Origin of the sequence: Catonella morbi ATCC 51271 (assembly GCF_000160035.2) — a bacterium.
Taxonomy (GTDB): Bacteria; Bacillota; Clostridia; order Lachnospirales; family Lachnospiraceae; genus Catonella; species Catonella morbi.
In genome coordinates, this window is sequence record NZ_KI535372.1 from 23,139 (window position 1) to 41,043 (window position 17,905).

General features: G+C 37.0%; 15 protein-coding genes. 2 read left to right on the forward strand and 13 right to left on the reverse strand.

Annotated elements, in window-relative coordinates; all coding sequences use genetic code 11:
- Nucleotides 1-20: 20 nt before the first annotated feature.
- The 7 genes from GCWU000282_RS15545 to GCWU000282_RS15575 all read right to left on the reverse strand — a co-directional run bounded on the left by GCWU000282_RS15545 (nt 21) and on the right by GCWU000282_RS15575 (nt 9,197).
- Nucleotides 21-1,199 (reverse strand): DUF6138 family protein, encoded by a 1,179-nt coding sequence (locus GCWU000282_RS15545; RefSeq protein WP_035041478.1) that lies wholly within the window; start codon nt 1,197-1,199, stop codon nt 21-23.
- A 29-nt stretch (nt 1,200-1,228) separates the two neighbouring features.
- The gene (locus tag GCWU000282_RS15550; RefSeq protein WP_023356162.1) at nt 1,229-1,648 is read right to left on the reverse strand and encodes a hypothetical protein; all 420 of its coding nucleotides are present in this window, start codon (nt 1,646-1,648) and stop codon (nt 1,229-1,231) included.
- Entirely contained in the window at nt 1,641-2,087 is a 447-nt protein-coding gene (locus GCWU000282_RS15555; RefSeq protein ID WP_023356163.1) for a hypothetical protein, read from the reverse strand. Before GCWU000282_RS15555 ends, GCWU000282_RS15550 begins: the two co-directional genes overlap by 8 nt.
- A gap of 75 nt (nt 2,088-2,162) precedes the next feature.
- On the reverse strand, nt 2,163-3,062 hold the full coding sequence (locus GCWU000282_RS17250) for a DUF6630 family protein (RefSeq protein WP_242828980.1): 900 nt from the start codon (nt 3,060-3,062) through the stop codon (nt 2,163-2,165).
- On the reverse strand, nt 3,049-3,939 hold the full coding sequence (locus tag GCWU000282_RS15565) for a ketopantoate reductase family protein (RefSeq protein ID WP_023356165.1): 891 nt from the start codon (nt 3,937-3,939) through the stop codon (nt 3,049-3,051). Before GCWU000282_RS15565 ends, GCWU000282_RS17250 begins: the two co-directional genes overlap by 14 nt.
- A gap of 311 nt (nt 3,940-4,250) precedes the next feature.
- Entirely contained in the window at nt 4,251-4,985 is a 735-nt protein-coding gene (locus tag GCWU000282_RS15570) for a YjjG family noncanonical pyrimidine nucleotidase (protein WP_242828981.1), read from the reverse strand.
- A gap of 201 nt (nt 4,986-5,186) precedes the next feature.
- Nucleotides 5,187-9,197, reverse strand: coding sequence for a hemoblobin-interacting domain-containing protein (locus GCWU000282_RS15575; protein ID WP_023356167.1), 4,011 nt, complete (start codon nt 9,195-9,197; stop codon nt 5,187-5,189).
- Nucleotides 9,198-9,582: 385 nt separating this feature from the next.
- Between GCWU000282_RS15575 and GCWU000282_RS15580 the strand changes: the two genes are divergently transcribed.
- Together GCWU000282_RS15580 and GCWU000282_RS15585 are read left to right on the forward strand one after the other, a co-directional pair.
- Complete coding sequence (locus GCWU000282_RS15580; protein ID WP_051384220.1) at nt 9,583-10,326, forward strand: DUF975 family protein; 744 nt, start codon at nt 9,583-9,585, stop codon at nt 10,324-10,326.
- The gene (locus tag GCWU000282_RS15585) at nt 10,319-11,065 is read left to right on the forward strand and encodes a spermidine synthase (protein ID WP_023356170.1); all 747 of its coding nucleotides are present in this window, start codon (nt 10,319-10,321) and stop codon (nt 11,063-11,065) included. The genes GCWU000282_RS15580 and GCWU000282_RS15585 overlap by 8 nt, the downstream gene beginning before the upstream one ends.
- Before the next feature lie 53 nt (nt 11,066-11,118).
- On the opposite strand, the gene GCWU000282_RS15590 is transcribed toward GCWU000282_RS15585, so the two are convergent.
- The 6 genes from GCWU000282_RS15590 to GCWU000282_RS15615 form a co-directional block, all read right to left on the reverse strand.
- A complete protein-coding gene (locus GCWU000282_RS15590) occupies nt 11,119-11,958 on the reverse strand; it encodes an aldo/keto reductase (protein ID WP_023356171.1) in 840 nt (279 codons plus the stop codon).
- 1 nt (nt 11,959) lies between these two features.
- Nucleotides 11,960-12,994: a M42 family metallopeptidase gene (locus tag GCWU000282_RS15595; RefSeq protein WP_023356172.1), complete on the reverse strand. Its 1,035-nt coding sequence runs from the start codon at nt 12,992-12,994 to the stop codon at nt 11,960-11,962.
- 13 nt (nt 12,995-13,007) lie between these two features.
- On the reverse strand, nt 13,008-13,442 hold the full coding sequence (locus GCWU000282_RS15600) for an RrF2 family transcriptional regulator (RefSeq protein WP_023356173.1): 435 nt from the start codon (nt 13,440-13,442) through the stop codon (nt 13,008-13,010).
- Nucleotides 13,439-14,077: a hypothetical protein gene (locus GCWU000282_RS15605; RefSeq protein ID WP_023356174.1), complete on the reverse strand. Its 639-nt coding sequence runs from the start codon at nt 14,075-14,077 to the stop codon at nt 13,439-13,441. Before GCWU000282_RS15605 ends, GCWU000282_RS15600 begins: the two co-directional genes overlap by 4 nt.
- A 43-nt stretch (nt 14,078-14,120) precedes the next feature.
- On the reverse strand, nt 14,121-14,858 hold the full coding sequence (locus GCWU000282_RS15610) for a hypothetical protein (protein ID WP_035041479.1): 738 nt from the start codon (nt 14,856-14,858) through the stop codon (nt 14,121-14,123).
- A 145-nt stretch (nt 14,859-15,003) separates the two neighbouring features.
- Nucleotides 15,004-17,139, reverse strand: coding sequence for a methyl-accepting chemotaxis protein (locus tag GCWU000282_RS15615; protein WP_023356176.1), 2,136 nt, complete (start codon nt 17,137-17,139; stop codon nt 15,004-15,006).
- Nucleotides 17,140-17,905 lie beyond the last annotated feature (766 nt).

Below are 17,905 nucleotides of genomic sequence, written 5' to 3' on the forward strand. Positions count from 1 at the left end.
TCCAAATCTGTTTAATGCTATTAAGATTTTTTAACAGCTTTCAAATATTTCTCATACAATGACATCAGCTTTTTAGGAAGATGCTGTATATTTTTATCGCAAATCCTGTATAACTCAAGTCCCTTGTCCGTAAACCCGGATTTTTCAATATAAGCCAGTACAAATTCTCCCTGAAGGCTCTGGTGTTCTCCGTCACAAAGAGATAAATAATCGCATACAAGCTGATGATATTTCTCGTCATACAGTCCAAGTGCAAATACTGCAAACGTGCCGGGCATTGCACAGTATTCACCATCCAAATTATTGTACCATTCACATTCATTCATAGCGAGGCGGGCATATTTCTCTATTTTACTATGTATTTCCGGATAAAGCACCGCATTGGCAAATAGCTGATTTATGCCTTTTTTAGGCAGTTTTTTTATTGGTAAATAGTTTTTCTCCGGACTTTTAAATTCAATGGCATAACTTTTAGGAAAGCCAAATTCGAGCAAGTCACAAATATGGTCAAAAATTTTACTGTAAGTTGCTTCACTTTCTGTTTTAACTGTAATTTTTATAGTGGCAAAGGCATCATTTGCGGCAAATGAATAGTCAGCCGTTTTAGCAAATGCAATCTCTTTAGGTACTAAACCGCTGCCATTTTTCTTTATCTCTGCCGGCAAGCTGCTGCCAAGTGCTGTTACAAATGAAAAAATTTCTTCCGATAAGATTCTGTCGTAGCTCTCTCCATACTTTCTAAAACATATAGCTATGAAACAGGCATATTTAAGATATTCCTCCGATAAAACATTCTCCATAGTTTCAGGTTTTAGCACCCATTTACGATTAAATTTATCATTATTTTCATCATAAAAAAACGGCTCTCTCAAAATTTTATTTATCCATTCTGTGAGTTTCCTGTCCACGTCCCAACGCCAGCCGCATAGCACCCTCATCTTATCGGTAAACTCCTCAGCAGGCTTACTTACAAATCCGGTACTCTGCAAATTAAACAAATAATATTCCAAAACTTCCCCGGTTAGAATTTCTTTCCCATCTATTCTAAAGCAGGGATGTGACGGGTATCCTTTTTCTGCACGTGTTTTTGATACTCTTATACTTCCTTTTTGTATCTCATTAATACATTTTTCAAAATATGGTATTAATGTTTTATCATTTAGTACATCAATAAACATCAGATATTTTCTGTTTGACATAAAGCCCCCTTCCTACAACTTAGATACCTTCAATTTTCATCATAAATCGGCGGAAGATTAAAATACCTCTCCTCAATCTTTACTCTCGCATAAAGTATTCCATCCTGATAGAAATATCCCTCAAACGGCGGATATTTATCCAAAGCTTTTAATACTTCATCAGGAAGACTTCTAAAATCATAATCCCTCAAAGCCCCTGCGCCAATCAGTTTCCTTGTCCTGACAGCCTTGATTTCTTTTTCATATTTCTTATAAAATTCTTCCGGCTCTTTTTCATACATTTCTGTATCTTCCTCATCCAATACATAATATCTGTCATAGCCTGCTACCCATGAAATATGCACACAGAGCAGATGTTTTTCAATCTCCGGACAATATCCCAACATAAAGAATTTATCTCTATCAATTTTTTTATTTTCTATAGTTATATTCTGTATTATATTATTCATATTTATAGTAGTCCTTCATACCGATACCAAGTGTATTCCAATGTTTTTCTTCATCATTTTCACGCCACAATCCTATGCTGGAATTTAGAAAAGAATAGCAGAAGTCTGCCTCGCTATCATCAACTTCATTGTCATGTACGGTCATTATCTCAATCAATTCATCTGCATCTGTTTCAAAAACTGATATACCATAGATATACGGTCTGAGAATACCCTCAATTCCGGCAAGAAACTCAATGAATTCCAGTTTACCGTCTTTATCAAAATCCAATCCTAACTCACTGTTAAAATAAAAATACCTGTAAGACTCTCCACCATAATTCTCAAAAATTCTATCCGGTTTCCCAAGCAGTTCCTGCACCTTATCTGCTTTCATTCCAAGTAAAATTTCTTTGTCATCAAACTTTATTTTCTCAAGCGGAAATACTTCAATTCTCATTCTGCTTCCTCCATAGTTAAATTTATTCGCTTTTATCTCAAAATATTCACATCTTGGGGCACAGGTCTCTTCTTCTCACATATTTTTTGCAAAATCAAATCGCTGATTTACCTTTTTTCCTAAACCCATAAGATTCTCCAAAGTTTCTCTCCTGCAAACAAACATTACAAAGCTGTCACTGTCTATATCCATGGCCCCTACGCAAAAGCCCTGACTGTTCCATTCTTCATCCAGAATTTCACACCAGTCGGGAATATTCACCCCCCTTTTAAGCCGGTTCTCTTGCAATTCCAGATTATTTTTATCTGCCAAATTTTTCATCTGAGCTATAAATTCCTCAAATCCCTCTTTCCAGTCAAGTTCTATAACGTCTCCGCTCTCTATCAGTTCATCAACTATAGCTATCCATACAATCTTATCTTTCTCTTCGTCCGCTTCTATACAACGCTCATCATAACGCTCTGCATTTTCATCAAAATACGTCTTTGGAGAATCAAAACATCTTGCCAATTTAGAAATAACAGTCTTATTATCTGTAAGCAAGCTTACTATTTTATTATATGTTTCTTTATCTACTTCAGTCCTCATATCAAGTACAATTTCCCAGCCCTCTATATCCGGAATTGCATTGCTATCAAGAATCTTTTTAGTTATCTTAAGTAATTCCTCTCCTGTAAATCCGTCCTTTCCGTAAATCAAGACTTCATCTTCCTGTCCTGCTCTTACCGTACCTATCTCTAAATGAAAATAGCCGAAATTCTTATCCTGACAAGTTTGCACAAAACTACACACACGTCCTATCCTGCGTGTCTTAAGCGGTGATGACGGCGTTATAATGATAAATTCTTCTTCACCTCTGCCTATACGGTCAAGGTGATTTTCTATATCTTTTACTGTAAATCCCCCTTGTTCTTCCCCGTCAGCTTCCAAAGCCCAACCGGAGTATTTCTTTTCCAAAAAATCAAATAATCCCATTTTTTCTCCTCCTAAGATATGCATAAAATTGTTTATGTAATTGCTTCATTTCATCCTGTGCCTTCATTGCATGCCTATACATAAACTTATCTCCGAATCTGCTGTTAAAAATAATTTTCAAGGCGAATGCCAGTACATTCAACGGAATAAACCTAAAGACATTCATTTTCCCCGGTGAAAGCTCTCCCACCTCTTTTTTCAAAAAGCAAAAGTTTCTCTTTAATCTTTTTGCTGTTTTTAGCATTATGTTTTTTTCATCTCCGACTTTCCCGGGATTAACTGCCTCATAATATGCATCTGCAATCGGCACTACCATAGCCAAATGGCAAAGTTGCCAGATATGCATGTTCTTTACTTCCCGGTAAGGAATACAGGCTTTTTTTAATATCTCCGCAAGCTTTCTTGTCCTCTTTGTTTTTATTCCAGAATTTTCTCCGAAGGTAGTCGGCTGTATCAATCCCGGAGTGAGAGCACCATCAAGTATATCCCCGTCAATGCTGCCTCCCGCTCCCGGAAATGCCGGGAGAATTCTCCCCCTTCCACAGATTTGTTCCCATTTGCTATAATCATCAACAGAGTTTACCATAGTAACTATGCATCTGCTCTTATTCGTTTTCAATTCCCCCAGTGCCTGATAAAGCTGATTTTCCCTGACTGTCAGGAAAATAAAATCATAAATATCGTTATCCTCTAATTTGGAGCATATAGAAACATTTGCCTTCCTTATACTTTTATTTTCAAGATAAAGAAGTCCTTTAGTCTGTAATACTTCTAACCTTTTTCCCCTCGCATAAATGCTTACATCATATCCGGTCTTAGCAAACAGGGCTGCATACAATGAGCCTATTACCCCGGCACCGTATATCAATATCCTCATAAATCCCTCCTCATAGTATGTTAAGTACTTTAAAATCTCCGCTTACACCCATACTAATGTATACAGCAATTATATGATGTGGGTGTCAAAAGTATTTGACACCCAATGATACAGGATTGCTTCGGCTTCACCTCACGCAATCCTTGCAAAAATATTCGTAATCCGCTCATTTTTTTACAAAAAATGACTACTTACTCATATTTTTTGCGTGTCAAAAGATAATAAATTCTCTTGCAAGCAAGCTTGCATCGAATTTTTATACTTTTGACACTTGTATCATTATATTAAATATAGCATTTTTATCCCTAAACTCAAATTATTGTTTCCAACTCATGTAAATTTCTGATTGTATATGTAGGGATGAGATTTGTATCATTTATCTCACCCTTTGGGTTGTACCAGCAGGTATCGATTCCTGAGTTACATCCTCCCTGAATGTCACTTGTGAGTGAGTCCCCTATAATAACCGCCTGACTTACATCCTCTATTCCTGCCTCAGCTATTACCTTTTCAAAGAAATGTATATTAGGCTTTTCAAAACCTACAAGTTCTGAAATAAAGATATTATCCGCAATTTTATCAAGACCTGAACGCTCTAACTTCTTTTTATGTGCGATGGCGGTACCATTGGTTACAATAATAATTTTACAGTTCTTCTTCTGAGCCTTAATTATTTCCAAGGCATCATCATTAAATACTATTGTATCACCGAGGGCAAGCTGATACTCCTTGTTAAACTCCTTTACCTCATCAGTCCTTATACCTTCTTTTGCAAAGAATTCTTCAAATCTTTCTACCAGAATTCTCTCCTTTTCCATCTTGCCGCATTCCAAAAGTTTCCAGTATTTTTTATTTATTTTGATATAATGTGAAAGCATCTCATCCGAACATTCGCCCAGATGAAACTTGTCAAACAAAGTTCTGATAGCCGCTTTTTCGGCTTCTTCAAAATTAAGTACAGTACCATCTATATCCCAAAGTAAATATTTGTATTTTGACATAATCTTACCTGCCTTTATCATATTTTTTAAATAGTTTTTACTCACACAAAGCTCTTCTAATATTTTAAATGAAAAGCCGATAACTTACAATACAAATTATGTTAACCGAAATAATTCCCACAAATCAAGACTTTTTGACATAAATATATCCACCCGCAATATAATTCCGAACAAACAAATAACTCCCGATCCTTATACAATTGGGAGTTATTTGTTTTAATTATTTCTAATTGAATTTGAGTTATACTATTTTTTTAATGTAAGACGTATGCTGTATTTTCCTGTTCTGACAATCACAATATCAACAGGTTCTTTAACACCGTCAAACTCTACTCTTACATCGTTATCACCCTCAGCAAGCATATTGCCAATCGCTGTCGAATATCTGCTGGTTTTAAGATCGCTAATCTGAATATGTCCTTCTTTCATCTTAAATGAGCTGTTTTCTATTTCCTTGTATGAACCGTCACTTCCCTTTACAGACATTTTCACAGCGGAAGCCTTAAGAAGATCTTCACGCTTAGGATTTATATAAAGTTCATGAACCCCAAAGGCACTGTTAAACTTAAGGTCGGTAAAGGCAGGCTCAGTATTCTTTGTTCCGTCTTCCGCATCTTTATTCGGTGCTGAAGCAGCATTTGTTTCCACAATTTTAACTAATTTTGGATCATACTGATTTCTGGTGTCAAGTATAAAAGTATAGGTCTTAAAACCTGTAGATTCAATCACCATAGGACGATTCTCTATTGCATTATAAGACAGTCCGACTGTTAACTCACCGGATTTTACTCCATATTTATTGGTTCCTGCACCACCAAACATACCGGTAGTATTTTTCTCATATGCTTTACCGTCTACAGTAACAGAAGTAATATTTTTTATCCATTCTTCTGCATTTGTTGCACCAAAATCAGACTTAATTACAATTTCATTAAAATTCTTTCCATTGCGAAGTTCCGCTCCTTCAGGAATATCAAGGCTTTTTAATTCATTCTCCTGCTTTCCGTTGTTATCACCGGTGTTTGCAGTTTTAGTCTCTTCCATCTTGATTATATCCGCCGAATATGGAGAGCTGTTATTAAATGTGATAGTATAGCTCTTGTAAATGCTTGATTCTATAACCAGTTCCACAGATTTCTTTGTATTATTAGGTCTGCGTATTTTTAGCATTTCGAAGGAAAATCCATACTGGTTATCTTCCAAATTACCAAAGAAGCCAAGCTCTCCTTTATTGGTATACTTAACACCATCCATGGTAATTCCTGTAATGCTCTTTAGCCACTCTCTCGCATTTTCAACAGCAAACCCGGAACCAATTGTAAGAACACCATTATCACCGGTCATATGAAGTTTGTCGCTATTAATTACAAGGCTCTTCAATCCATTTTCAGGTTTCTTATCACCCTGTCCCGGATTTTCAGGTTTCTTTGGCTCCTCAGGCTGTTTTGGTCCTTCAGGTTTTTTATCCGCTTTTGACACAATAGCTTCAACAGTATGTGGCTGATAACCATCTGCGTAAACTGTAATTGTAAGTTTTTTATTATATTCTTTTAAGTACTGATCGCGGAAAAATGCACTGCCTTTAATAATAAGCTTGTCATTGTCAACTCTGTAATCGGAAGTTTTTACAGAATATCCATTTTGAGTACCGTCATAGTGAGTTGTATAATACTGGTTATGTAACACTTTAATCTTTGAAAGATAGGTTTTATCAGCGTATACAACTAATTCTTCATTTTCCTTAACTTTATTGCCATTAGGATAGGTAAAACCTTCCATAGGTTTTCCAAGATAGCTTCCGTCCATTACAAGCTCACCGAGAAGGTTATCTTCAAGCACTTCCTTAACTCTTGTGAGCCTATTGGTTGTCTTTACGTTAGGTGTCTTTACATATTCGGAGAAAGTTAAATACTTACCCTTTGTTTTTGCTGTATTTACTGCAGTATTATAATATGCCCAATCATAGAACACCTTGCCTTCTTCATCGTAGACAGCAATAAAGTTTGTCATATCCTTTTCAAATCTGTCCACTATTCCCTTTGCATAAGCATTCTCGATTCCGAGTTTTTCAAAAATCTCTGCATTGGCAACAAGGTCTGTGTTGAAAATAATATTAGCAGATATAGCATTTCCGCCACCACTTGAGCTGTCACCCGGAGTTGTACCTACTTTGGTAGCTCCTGCTACTGCATCAAATCTCATTCCGTCAACAGACAACAGACTTGACCTGCTGCCCATAGTCATAACTCTGTTATCAGCGTTCTTTTTCTCTTCCTTCTTTTCAATATCCTTTCCGTCAGTTACCCTGAATACCGTATCTACTGTTTTATAGCTATGGAAATGTACTCTAAGAGTATAATTACCGTTGTAAGGAATATTGTTTACTCCCTTTGTTCCATCCTCTTCTTTTCCCCTTGTAACATCATTGTAAAGTACAAAGAGGTCATTAAACATAAAGTAATCACCGATAAGCCTCAGTGTTTTTATTTCACCTGTAGGAAGGATAAGTTCTGCTTTCTCAACAGGTCTCTCAAGTCCGACTGTGACATTCTTCACTGCAAAATGAAGGTTCTTACCTGACTGTACCGATGGCTCTTTTAAGAGGAACTCAGGTGTTTCTCTGCCCTCCACCTTAACACGAACCATAACAGCCTTGCTTGCATCAGACTTGATTCTGATTCTATAGTAACCTCTGTTTCTAAAGTTTACCTGCTGTGTTGATGTCGTAAGAACCGCTACAGTTTTTCCGTTATGCTCTTTAAATGACTTTGTATAAACAAGCTCCTTATTAAGGGTTGTCTGGTTTTCATTATCAGATACTAACTGAAGTGCACCCTTAGGCTGAATACCGTCAAACCATTTTTTATCTGCCTCATCAGTATAGTTAAACTGAACCTGAACATCACCCTCTTCTACAGCAGGAACTGTATAATAAGGTCTTTCGGTAAGCTTTCTTGTAGCCTTTAAGTTTAAGTCAAAAGTGGTCGATTTTGGCTTATAACGAAGTTTTCCCTCGTCATCATAATTGCTGAGATAATAATCCCAAACAGCAACCTTTCCATATCCTATAATGTACTTTGGTGACTTAGCTTCCTTAGTAAGTACAGGAGCTACAACCTCACCCGCATCAGCATCTCTGTTCAATTTAACAATCTGGTTTAATTTGCTATCTGTCTTGCTTACAACCTTTACTTCTGCCGGATTAAGATTATCTACTTCCCATTTAACAAGAGTACCCTCTTTATCAACAGGAGTAAGCTCGCTTGTAATATCCACTCCATCTACATAGGTAGCAGTATTATCCTTTGTGTATCCTTTTTCAAAGTTTACAACTACATATCTGAGGAAACCGGTAGCATCAATAATCTTGGTTCTTGTCTCATTTACAAGCTTGGTTGTTCCAACCTTATTACCTGCATTTCCACCATTATTGGATGAATTTCCACCATTGTTACCTGTATTTCCGCCATTGTTGGATGAATTTCCACCATTATTGCCTGCATTTCCGCCACCGCCGGATGATCCGCCTCCGGCAAAACCACCGCCTGCAAAACCTCCGCCTGTGTTACCACCCGCTGTATTTCCGGCAGTTCCGCTTCCGCCTGAAGCATTGTCCTCATTCACATCTACATTAGCTGCACCCTGTGCTGTCTCATCATCTTCTATATCTAAATTTTCATTAGCGTATCTCTCACCGGGCTTAACAGTTACCTTTTTGTCTGCAATAACCAGCTTAACAGTCTTCTTGGTTTTATTTTCTACTATAAGGTCCACCTTAGATGTGACCTTAGCCGACTCTGAACCTGCCTTGTATGTAAGCTCTGCGTAAGCCGCCTTACCGCTTATATTAAGCGCAGTTCCGGATGCAATTTCAATCTTACTTCCGGACTCGTCAAGTACAAGACTTGTATTCTTAACAGCTCCGAGATATATTATTTTCTTAAACTTAGCTCCCTTTGAAATATATATCTTTGATTTTTCAGCCGCATATATAAACAAAGTTTTATCCTTGTAATTTCCCTTTGGTATACTTAAAGTTTTTGCTGAAACTGCATTTAAAATTATTCTTTTTATACTTTTATTCTTTAATGCACTTTTAATACCTTTATTGCTGTTTACGGTAATCTCAGCCTTCTTTACTGTTACCTTCTTAGTCTGTGCCGCACTTGCCACAGTAGGGTTAAACTGTACCGGCAACATACTGAGCGACATTGTCATTATCATAGCTGCCGCTATATTTCTTTTAAGTTTTCTCATCTTTCCTCCCGGTGAAATAATTTAGTAGTTTCTGCTTATCAAATTAGCGATAATGAAATCTAACCTCATTACGATAAGCCATAATATCATAGCAATTCAATAGGAAAAGTGCAACCTCTTAAAAATATCATCATCCATCTTCTTTGTAAGATTTCAACAGTATTTTTTAAATACTATTACTTTTTATAGTAATTAAACATAAAATTTTTCACTTTGAACACATTAATGATAACTTTTCTCATTAACACCCTAGTAATACTATTATAATTTTACATCAATTCCCCTCTTTGTCACATAATCTTAAGAAATATTATGAACATTTTCTTGAATATTTATCCATTTTGTTATATTATTATTCCTATAAATAAAATTGTAGGAGGGTTTTATGTGGACAAGAGCTATGCTTAAAACAAATGCCCGGGCTGCGCTTAAGAAAAACTATGTGAATGTTGTTATTGCATCTTTAATTTTTGCTTTTATATCCGGAGCTTTCAGTACTTCTTCCGCCGGCAATAGAGGTGCTTCTTCCTTTGCTTCCGGTAATATATCCAAGGAATTCATTGCCTTTTTAACCATGCTTCTTGGAATTATCGTTATTGTCGGAGTAATAGGAATATTGCTTTCAATATTTGTTTTCAATCCACTAAATGTTGGAGTACAGAAGTTTTTTATAGAAAATCATTATTCAAATTCCGGACTTAGCTCTCTTCTCTGGGCTTTTAAGACCAACTACGCAAATATAGTAAAAACGATGTTTCTTATGCATGTATATCTTTTTCTTTGGTCTTTGCTTTTTGCCATACCGGGGATAATAAAGGGCTATTCCTACCGTTTAGTTCCATTTATACTTGCTGACAATCCTGATATGGATCCCGATGATGCTATAACTCTTTCCAGAGAAATGATGAATGGTCAGAAGTTCGATGCCTTTGTGCTGGATTTAAGTTTTATACTATGGTGGATTCTTTCAGGAATTACTTTTAATATAGCAGGTATTGTATATGTATTCCCATACATATATGCTACAGATGCAGAATTGTATCTGGCTATCAAAAACGGCTCTGTTGACGATATTACAGGTTCCTTTAATAACAACCCGGATAATAATAACGGAGATTATTATGGTTAATTTCAAACATTTATTTGACAACGGAAAAGTGGTCTATTTTTCTAACTGTTACGGAAATAATGACTTGGAAATAGTGGACAAGACGGAAGAAGGCGAATCTATTCGCCTTCTTCTCGTAAATGGTGCCAGAGAATCCGCAACCTACAACCAAAAAGAGCATAGGAATGACCTTGTATTCCAATATTCAATCTGTTTCAATGATGTATTTAATCTAAGCAGAGAGCTTAACACCTGTCTTATGCTTGGGGGTGCGGGGTTCTCCTATCCTAAGTACCTTATCAGCCACTATCCCGCTAAGACTATGGACGTGGTTGAAATAGACGAAGGGATGGTTGAACTTGCTTTTAAATATTTTTATCTTGATGAACTTTTTGACGAATATAATCTATATGAAAACGAGCGCCTCAAAATCTATGTGATGGACGGTCGTGAATATCTGGCTACTACTCCAAAGACTTATGATGTAATTTTTAATGATGCTTATATTTCTGATTCTCCCGCAGAGGGGCTTATGAGTTTTGAAGCGGTTTCAGTTATAAAGAACCGGCTCAATCCCGGCGGCGTTTATGTCGTAAATATGATTACCGCCATCTCCGGAAATGCTGCCTATCCTCTCTTTTCAGTAATGGCCTATATTAAACAACATTTTAAGTATACACAGCTTCATAAATGTCGGGCTGATACGCCTGCAAATGAAAGACAGAATTGCCTGATATTTGCCTCCGATACACCTTTTTAAAACAAACCACCCACTTTATATAATGGATGGTTTGTTTTCATTAATCTGTTCCCTCAAAATTCTACTTCATCGGGATTGTGGGCGTGGCCGCCTATATAAGGCAGAGCCTCAAGCAAACTCAGGTCTTCTTCTTCAAGTTTTATAAATCTCAGATTTTCCTTCATTTTCTTAGGCGAAACAGTTTTGGGAAGTATAATTATACCTTTTTCTCTTAAAAATGAAAGGCAAATCACTGAAACCGTTGTTTCATATTTTTCTGCTGTTTTAAGCAGAGTTTCATTGTCAAGCAAGGCTCCTGTACCTAAAGGGCTGTAGGCTTCGGTTACTATGTCGTTAGCCTTATTATATCTCACTACCTCTTCCTGCATATAGCCTACATGAAGTTCAATCTGATTTACCATGGGTAAAATCCCGGCTGTTACCTTTAATTCTTCTATATGATGAGGCAGAAAATTGCTGACACCTATGGCTTTTACCCTTCCGCTTTCATAGAGTTCTTGAAATGCCCTCCAGGTTTCCCTGTTTACCTCTGAAGGATTTTTATATTTCTTGGAATTTGCCGGCCAATGTATCAGATAGAGGTCTATGTAGTCTAAATCAAGATTGCGCACAGACTTTTCAAATCCCTTAAAAGCCTTGTTATAATTGCGGTTTGTATTCCAAAGCTTGCTTGTTATAAAAATATCAGACCTGTCTTTTATTATTCCTTCACGCAGTGCCGCCTTTACACCAAGCCCTACGCTTCTTTCATTGCCATAGGCTCCTGCTGTATCTATATGCCTGTATCCTGCTTTTATCGCCTCAAATACAGCTTCTTCACATACTTCTCCGTAGGGTATATTCCACGTTCCGAAACCAATATCAGGTATATCTCTTCCGTTTCTAAGTATCATATCATTCTGTTATATAGCTAAGAATAAGTGCGTAAGTATTGTTCATGCCGTCTATGTGGGAACGCTCATAGCCATGTGTGGCTCTTGTACCCGGCCCGACACAGGCATGTCTAATATCATGTCCTGCCACTATGGAAGTATCTCCGTCAGAACCATAGTGCGGAGTAAAAATATCAAGCACATAGTCTACCCCCGCCTTTTTAGCAGCTTCTATAAGTTCATCATTAAATTCATAATGATATGGGAAACGGGAATCCTTGCAGAATATACTTACTTTTCTCTCATCCGTAGTCTGCTCAGGGCCTACACAGGCTATGTCCACACCAAGCACATCAACTACATCCTTAGGTATCCAGGAAGTTCCATGACCTATTTCCTCATAGGCGGCAAAATACATATATACCTTGCGGTTCAGCTTAAGCCCTTCTTCCTTTACAGCCTTCATTATTTCTATAAGAATGGCTACCTGTGCCTTATCATCTATGAAACGGGATTTTATATAGCCGTTTGAATACATATACCTTGGCTCTAAAGCAATCATATCACCCACCTGTACTCCGAGTGCCTCAGTCTCCTTGTCTGTCCTTACATCCTCATCAAGTACAACTACTACGTTATCTTCGTAATTAGGGGCTATTTCAAAATATTTATCGGGAGTTACATGTACGGAAGCCCTATCCCTCTGCACTGCTCCGGTTATTATCTTACCGTCTCTTGTATGCAGCCTTATATTCTCTCCGAGTGCCGACTCAGCGTGAAGTCCGCCAACCTTACAGACCATAAGAGTTCCGTCCTTATTTATATGGCGTACCATAAGCCCTATATCATCCAAATGAGCGGTAATTACAAGCGGTTCTCCCTCTCCGCCGAGACAGGCCAAAACTCCGCCCTTCCTTGTCTCAATACATTCATATCCTAAATCTTTAATTTTTTTCACCATATAATTATGGATTTCCCTGAACTGTCCGGTAGTTGAATCTATTGCGAGCAAGTCCCGGAATTCTTTTAAAAATGCTTTTTCATTCATCTTCTTCATAAAAATTATCTCCCTAAATCACATAATTTCCATTTTCAGCACTGCTTCTATCCAGTATATCCTGTACGGTAATGCTATCAAGATACTCATTAACCACCTTGTATAAACCTTTCCATACAAAAAGTGTCTGACAACAATCCTTCCTTTCACAATAGTTAACTTCGGTTTCAAGGCAGCTGACAGGCGCCACACTTCCTTCTGTAGTTCTTAAAATATCTCCGACCGTATATTCAGATGGTTCTTTTGAAAGCTTATATCCGCCTCTGTTTCCCCTGTTGGTTGTAAGCAGGCCCGCCCCATTTAAAACTGGAACTATCTGTTCCAGATATTTCTTTGAAACATTCTGTCTCTTAGCAATATCTTTAAGTGCTATGAAGCCGCTCTCTTTATGTTCTGCCAGGTCTACCATCAGCCTTAGCGCATATCTTCCCTTAGTTGAAATTTTCATATCAAACCATCCACTTCCTCTGTTAATCTTATTATGTATTTCTTCTTATCCTTAAATGAAGGAAGAATTTCCTTGTATATATTCAAAAATTCCGCTTTCAGCTCTGACCTGGACAGCCTGGCATTGATTGGCAGAAACAAAATATTATACTCTTCATCCGAAAATTCCGGTATAATATCCGTTATATAAGCTCCCAGCTTTCTGTAAAACTCAAGTTCTCTCTGCCTCTTATCCAATACCTTCGCTGACATATCTCCAACCCCTGCCAGCTCTATAAAAATCCCAAGTACTTTACTTTCGTCATCTGCTGTTTCTTCTTCAAAAATATGCATTTCTGTCAGCATTTCAAAAAATATCTCAGGGTAATTATACCCCCTGTATTTCTTTAATACCACAAAATAATCTAACAGCATTACCCTTTTTTCCGCATCATTTATAAATAATCCGAAGCAAAGTAAATGTCTTTTATCATCATAAAGCCCATAACAGCTGCAGAGGTTTCTTGCAATTAACCATCTTACGGCTGCCTCTGATATAAGAAAGCTTTCATCATTTCCGCTAAAAAATTTTGTCAGAAACCTTTTATATAATGATAAAATTTCTTTTTTAGTCAATTCCTTTAAAATAAAATTCAACTCAGCGCTCCTCTTAGGGACAAAATTTATCCCTCATTGTGGTCTACTTATAATGAAAACCTGTTATCAGATATCCATTCTTTGTACTGTTTACTACTATGTTAGGCTCGGATAAGCCCAGTAAAAATCCGTCACTGTAGGCATTGGTGACAAATAAATTGGTTCTTGATACCGAATTTACAAGTCTTTTTGTAAATACCTCACTCTTCTTAATAGATATGAAATCCTGTACACTTCCTATCCTTCTTTCCTTCCCTGTATCAAAAACCAGCGGATACTCACAAAGTCTTGCAAGCGTACTCTGATCCTTACTTTCTATAGTTAAGATTATTGCTCCTGCTGCTGCAAGGGCAGATTTATCAAGATTCGGAAGTTTTTCCGAATCAGTTATCTTCTTGATTTTAACTTTTTTAGATGAGTTCCCGTTAAACTCACCTTCATACTCAACTCTTACCGCTGCTCCTGTAGCTATTCCTTCTTTTGCTCCGGTGATATCAATATCTTTATTCAAGCCGAATTTCACTGTTGTGCCCATATCGCTCTGCAAAATCATAGATTTCTCTGAAGCATCTATAATTATTCCATACATAACCCCATTGCTGCTCATAGGAGGTATTTCCACACTAATTGCCCCCGAACTCGCTGAATCTGTCCGGCTTTGTTCTTTTGATTCACTTCCGGAAGCAGTATCGGACTTCTTTCCGCAAGCAGACACTACAACTGTAGAAGCAACAATTGCCACAAAAATCATTATAACCTTAATAAGTTTTATATTCGACAAATTTCCCTCCGATTAATTAAGCTGTTCATCATACAAACCGCTCCGGTACAAATAAATTTAATACCTATATCATACTATGTTTAAAATATTTTTACAAGTAAAAAGTCCATCCCAATGTAAGCGAATGGACTTTATAAATCTAATATTACAACCTGAACTTAGATACCTCATTCTGCAGATCCATAGCGATTTGTGCAAGATTATCACTTGCATGTGATATATCTTCTATAGTTTTAGTCTGAGTTTCTACACTGGCTGCTGCCTCTTCTGTTGAAGCGGCATTTTCTTCAGCAACTGCTGAAATATTTTCAATTATACGGATTACATTACTGTTTTCAGCTTCCATAGTTTTAGAAGCTTCATTTATTGTTGTTACAATGGTCTTTGAATTCTCAACAGCCCTTGATATCTCATCAAACTTTTCACTGGTTTCGTCAACCTTTTCACTCTGTGAAATAACCATCTTGCTTGAATCTTCCATCATACTTACGGCTGACTCAGCCTTAACCTTCAGCTCATCAATTACTGCTCTGATTTCTGCTGTAAAGCCCGCACTCTGCTCTGCAAGTTTTCTTATCTCATCTGCTACTACCGCAAATCCCTTGCCTGCTTCACCTGCTCTTGCTGCCTCAATAGCTGCATTAAGAGCAAGAAGGTTAGTCTGGTCAGAAATTGACTGAATCATTTCCGATGCACTTGAAATCTTCTCTGTAGCCTGGCTGGTTTCATCTATAACCCTGCTTACCTTCCCTGAGATTTCCCTATTCTCATCAGTAATCTTAACAAGTTCTTTAAGGGTTGCATTACCGTCATTCTTGCATTTATCAATTATATCTGTTGCCTCAGCAAGTTCTTTGATGGTTTCAATCATTTCCATAATATATCTGCCTGAATTCTCCGCTGAAACAGCTGCATTCTGAGTATCCTGTGCCTGACTTGTAGCACACTCAGCTATATTTTCTACAGCTCCGGCTACATCTGAAGCCATGTCGGCAGTAGACTGTGCTGTTGATGTAAGCTCTTCTGCAGTCGCCGCAGTTGTCTGTGCATGAGCATTAATCTCTTTTATAATCTCAACAAGGTTTTTATTCAGCTCGCCCATAGCGCGCATTGTCATACCTACCCTGTCATTTACCTTTAGATATCCTCTGCTATATACAATTTCAGCTTCCTTGCTTATATCAAGATCATAGTCCGCAAACTTCTTAATAGCTATTGAAAGTAATTCCAAAGGCTTTGATACCATCTTATCAAGAATAATAAACGTTACACCTGCAATAATAATGATGGCAAATAAACTCACAACTATATTTATTACAACACCGTTCGCAGCATCTTTTACAAAATATGCTTTGGTTGCAATTGCCTCAACTGCCCAGTAACTGTCTGTTCCATCTATTTTTACAGGAACATATATCATTCTTGATTCTTTACCTGTAAGCTGAGAAACTCCGTCTACTATAACCTCTTCATTTCTGCTTGTAGTAGCAAGATATTCTTTTACCTTAGGGTTTTCATCGACTACATTCCTCATCACCCTGGATTTTTCTATTGAATGTGCTGCAATAACTCCTGTATCAGTAAGCAATACAGTAAAATCATGCTCATTATTCTCAGGCGAATCCCCTGCCATCTTATCTGATATATCATCAATACCTACATCAGCATTAATAGCACCTACTACCTTCCCATCAACCATTATAGGCATAGCATAGGTCACTACCAGTTCCCCTGAGGATGACTCTAAAGGTGGCAGTAAACTAACCTTTCCTGTCTTGACAGGCTCTGTATACCATTCTTTTCCTATATGGTAGTCCGATGTCTTAACACTCAGACTTCCTTTCTTTCCGTAGACATACGCCACCATGGCTCCTGTTTTATTCTCGGAAGTTACAAACGAAGCATCTTTTCCGTCAAACCCGTTTGGTTCAAAGTATATTCCCAAACCTGATAATTCAGGGTTGGTAAGATAAATACTTTTAACTATATCGATAAGTGATGCTCTGCTCATTTCAGTTTCACCGTCAGCAGCTATAGCCGCTTCAGCAACAGCCACAAGCGAAGCCCCTGTTTCATAAGCCTTTTTAAATCTTCCCTCAACTCCTCTTGCCAGACTTTTTAATTTCTTTCTTTCATATTTTTCATGATTTTTGACAGCAAGATTGTATGAAGTAGTTGAGTCATACACTGATTTACATCCTAGAATAACAAGTAAAAGAATGGAAATGATTATTCCCACCTTTATACCTACACTTCCGACTTTCTCCTTATTTTGTTTCATCCTTGAAATAAAGCCTCCTTTTAAATAAAAATAAATCCCTCCATACTATTTCATCCTGTCGCAAATTTCAGATTAATACGGCATATTAAGTCAAATATCTGTCAAACATTGTCTTTTAAATGATGATGTTTTAGATGATTTGGCAATTAAATAATATATCAGAATTTTCAGTCATCATTATATCATTACAAATCGTAAAAATCTAGTCTTTTTTTACAAATTTTGTATTTTGTTACAATTTTGTTACAACTTTCTATTGTTAATTTTAAGAATATGTAAATCTCTCGGATAAAAAATCCACCCCTATACAAGCGGATGGATTTGATTGGCAGGTAATCAGAATTTAATTTTAGTTTTATAATGTAAACTTAGATACCTCATTTTGAAGTTCCATTGCTATATCTGCAAGGTTTTCACTGGCTTTTGATATATCTTCAATAGCCTGTGTCTGGCTTTCCACACTTGATGCCGCCTCTTCGGTTGTAGCTGCGTTTTCCTGGGCTATAGCCCGGGAGTTCAACAGTTAATGCCTTGTAATATATAGCTCAAAATCATCAAGTCCATTGAAAAATGGGCTTTTTTTAATATATTTCTTTGTCAAATTAAAATAATATATTTGTTGTAACTGTTGTATTTTATTAAAAAGTGTGATATAATATTTCTATGAAATTAGGATATAACACAAAAGCCATTGATCCAACTTACTATGTTCAGATGGGAATCAGAAATGGCAATAAAACCACAACTAAAAATATTGAGAAAATTG

Coding starts and splice junctions, on each gene's coding strand:
- GCWU000282_RS15545 (WP_035041478.1), bottom strand. CDS start 1,199: ATGTCAAACAGAAAATATCTGATGTTTATTGATGTACTAAATGATAAA.
- GCWU000282_RS15550 (WP_023356162.1), bottom strand. CDS start 1,648: ATGAATAATATAATACAGAATATAACTATAGAAAATAAAAAAATTGAT.
- GCWU000282_RS15555 (WP_023356163.1), bottom strand. CDS start 2,087: ATGAGAATTGAAGTATTTCCGCTTGAGAAAATAAAGTTTGATGACAAA.
- GCWU000282_RS17250 (WP_242828980.1), bottom strand. CDS start 3,062: ATGGGATTATTTGATTTTTTGGAAAAGAAATACTCCGGTTGGGCTTTG.
- GCWU000282_RS15565 (WP_023356165.1), bottom strand. CDS start 3,939: ATGAGGATATTGATATACGGTGCCGGGGTAATAGGCTCATTGTATGCA.
- GCWU000282_RS15575 (WP_023356167.1), bottom strand. CDS start 9,197: ATGAGAAAACTTAAAAGAAATATAGCGGCAGCTATGATAATGACAATG.
- GCWU000282_RS15580 (WP_051384220.1), top strand. CDS start 9,583: ATGTGGACAAGAGCTATGCTTAAAACAAATGCCCGGGCTGCGCTTAAG.
- GCWU000282_RS15585 (WP_023356170.1), top strand. CDS start 10,319: ATGGTTAATTTCAAACATTTATTTGACAACGGAAAAGTGGTCTATTTT.
- GCWU000282_RS15590 (WP_023356171.1), bottom strand. CDS start 11,958: ATGATACTTAGAAACGGAAGAGATATACCTGATATTGGTTTCGGAACG.
- GCWU000282_RS15595 (WP_023356172.1), bottom strand. CDS start 12,994: ATGAAGAAGATGAATGAAAAAGCATTTTTAAAAGAATTCCGGGACTTG.
- GCWU000282_RS15600 (WP_023356173.1), bottom strand. CDS start 13,442: ATGAAAATTTCAACTAAGGGAAGATATGCGCTAAGGCTGATGGTAGAC.
- GCWU000282_RS15615 (WP_023356176.1), bottom strand. CDS start 17,139: ATGAAACAAAATAAGGAGAAAGTCGGAAGTGTAGGTATAAAGGTGGGA.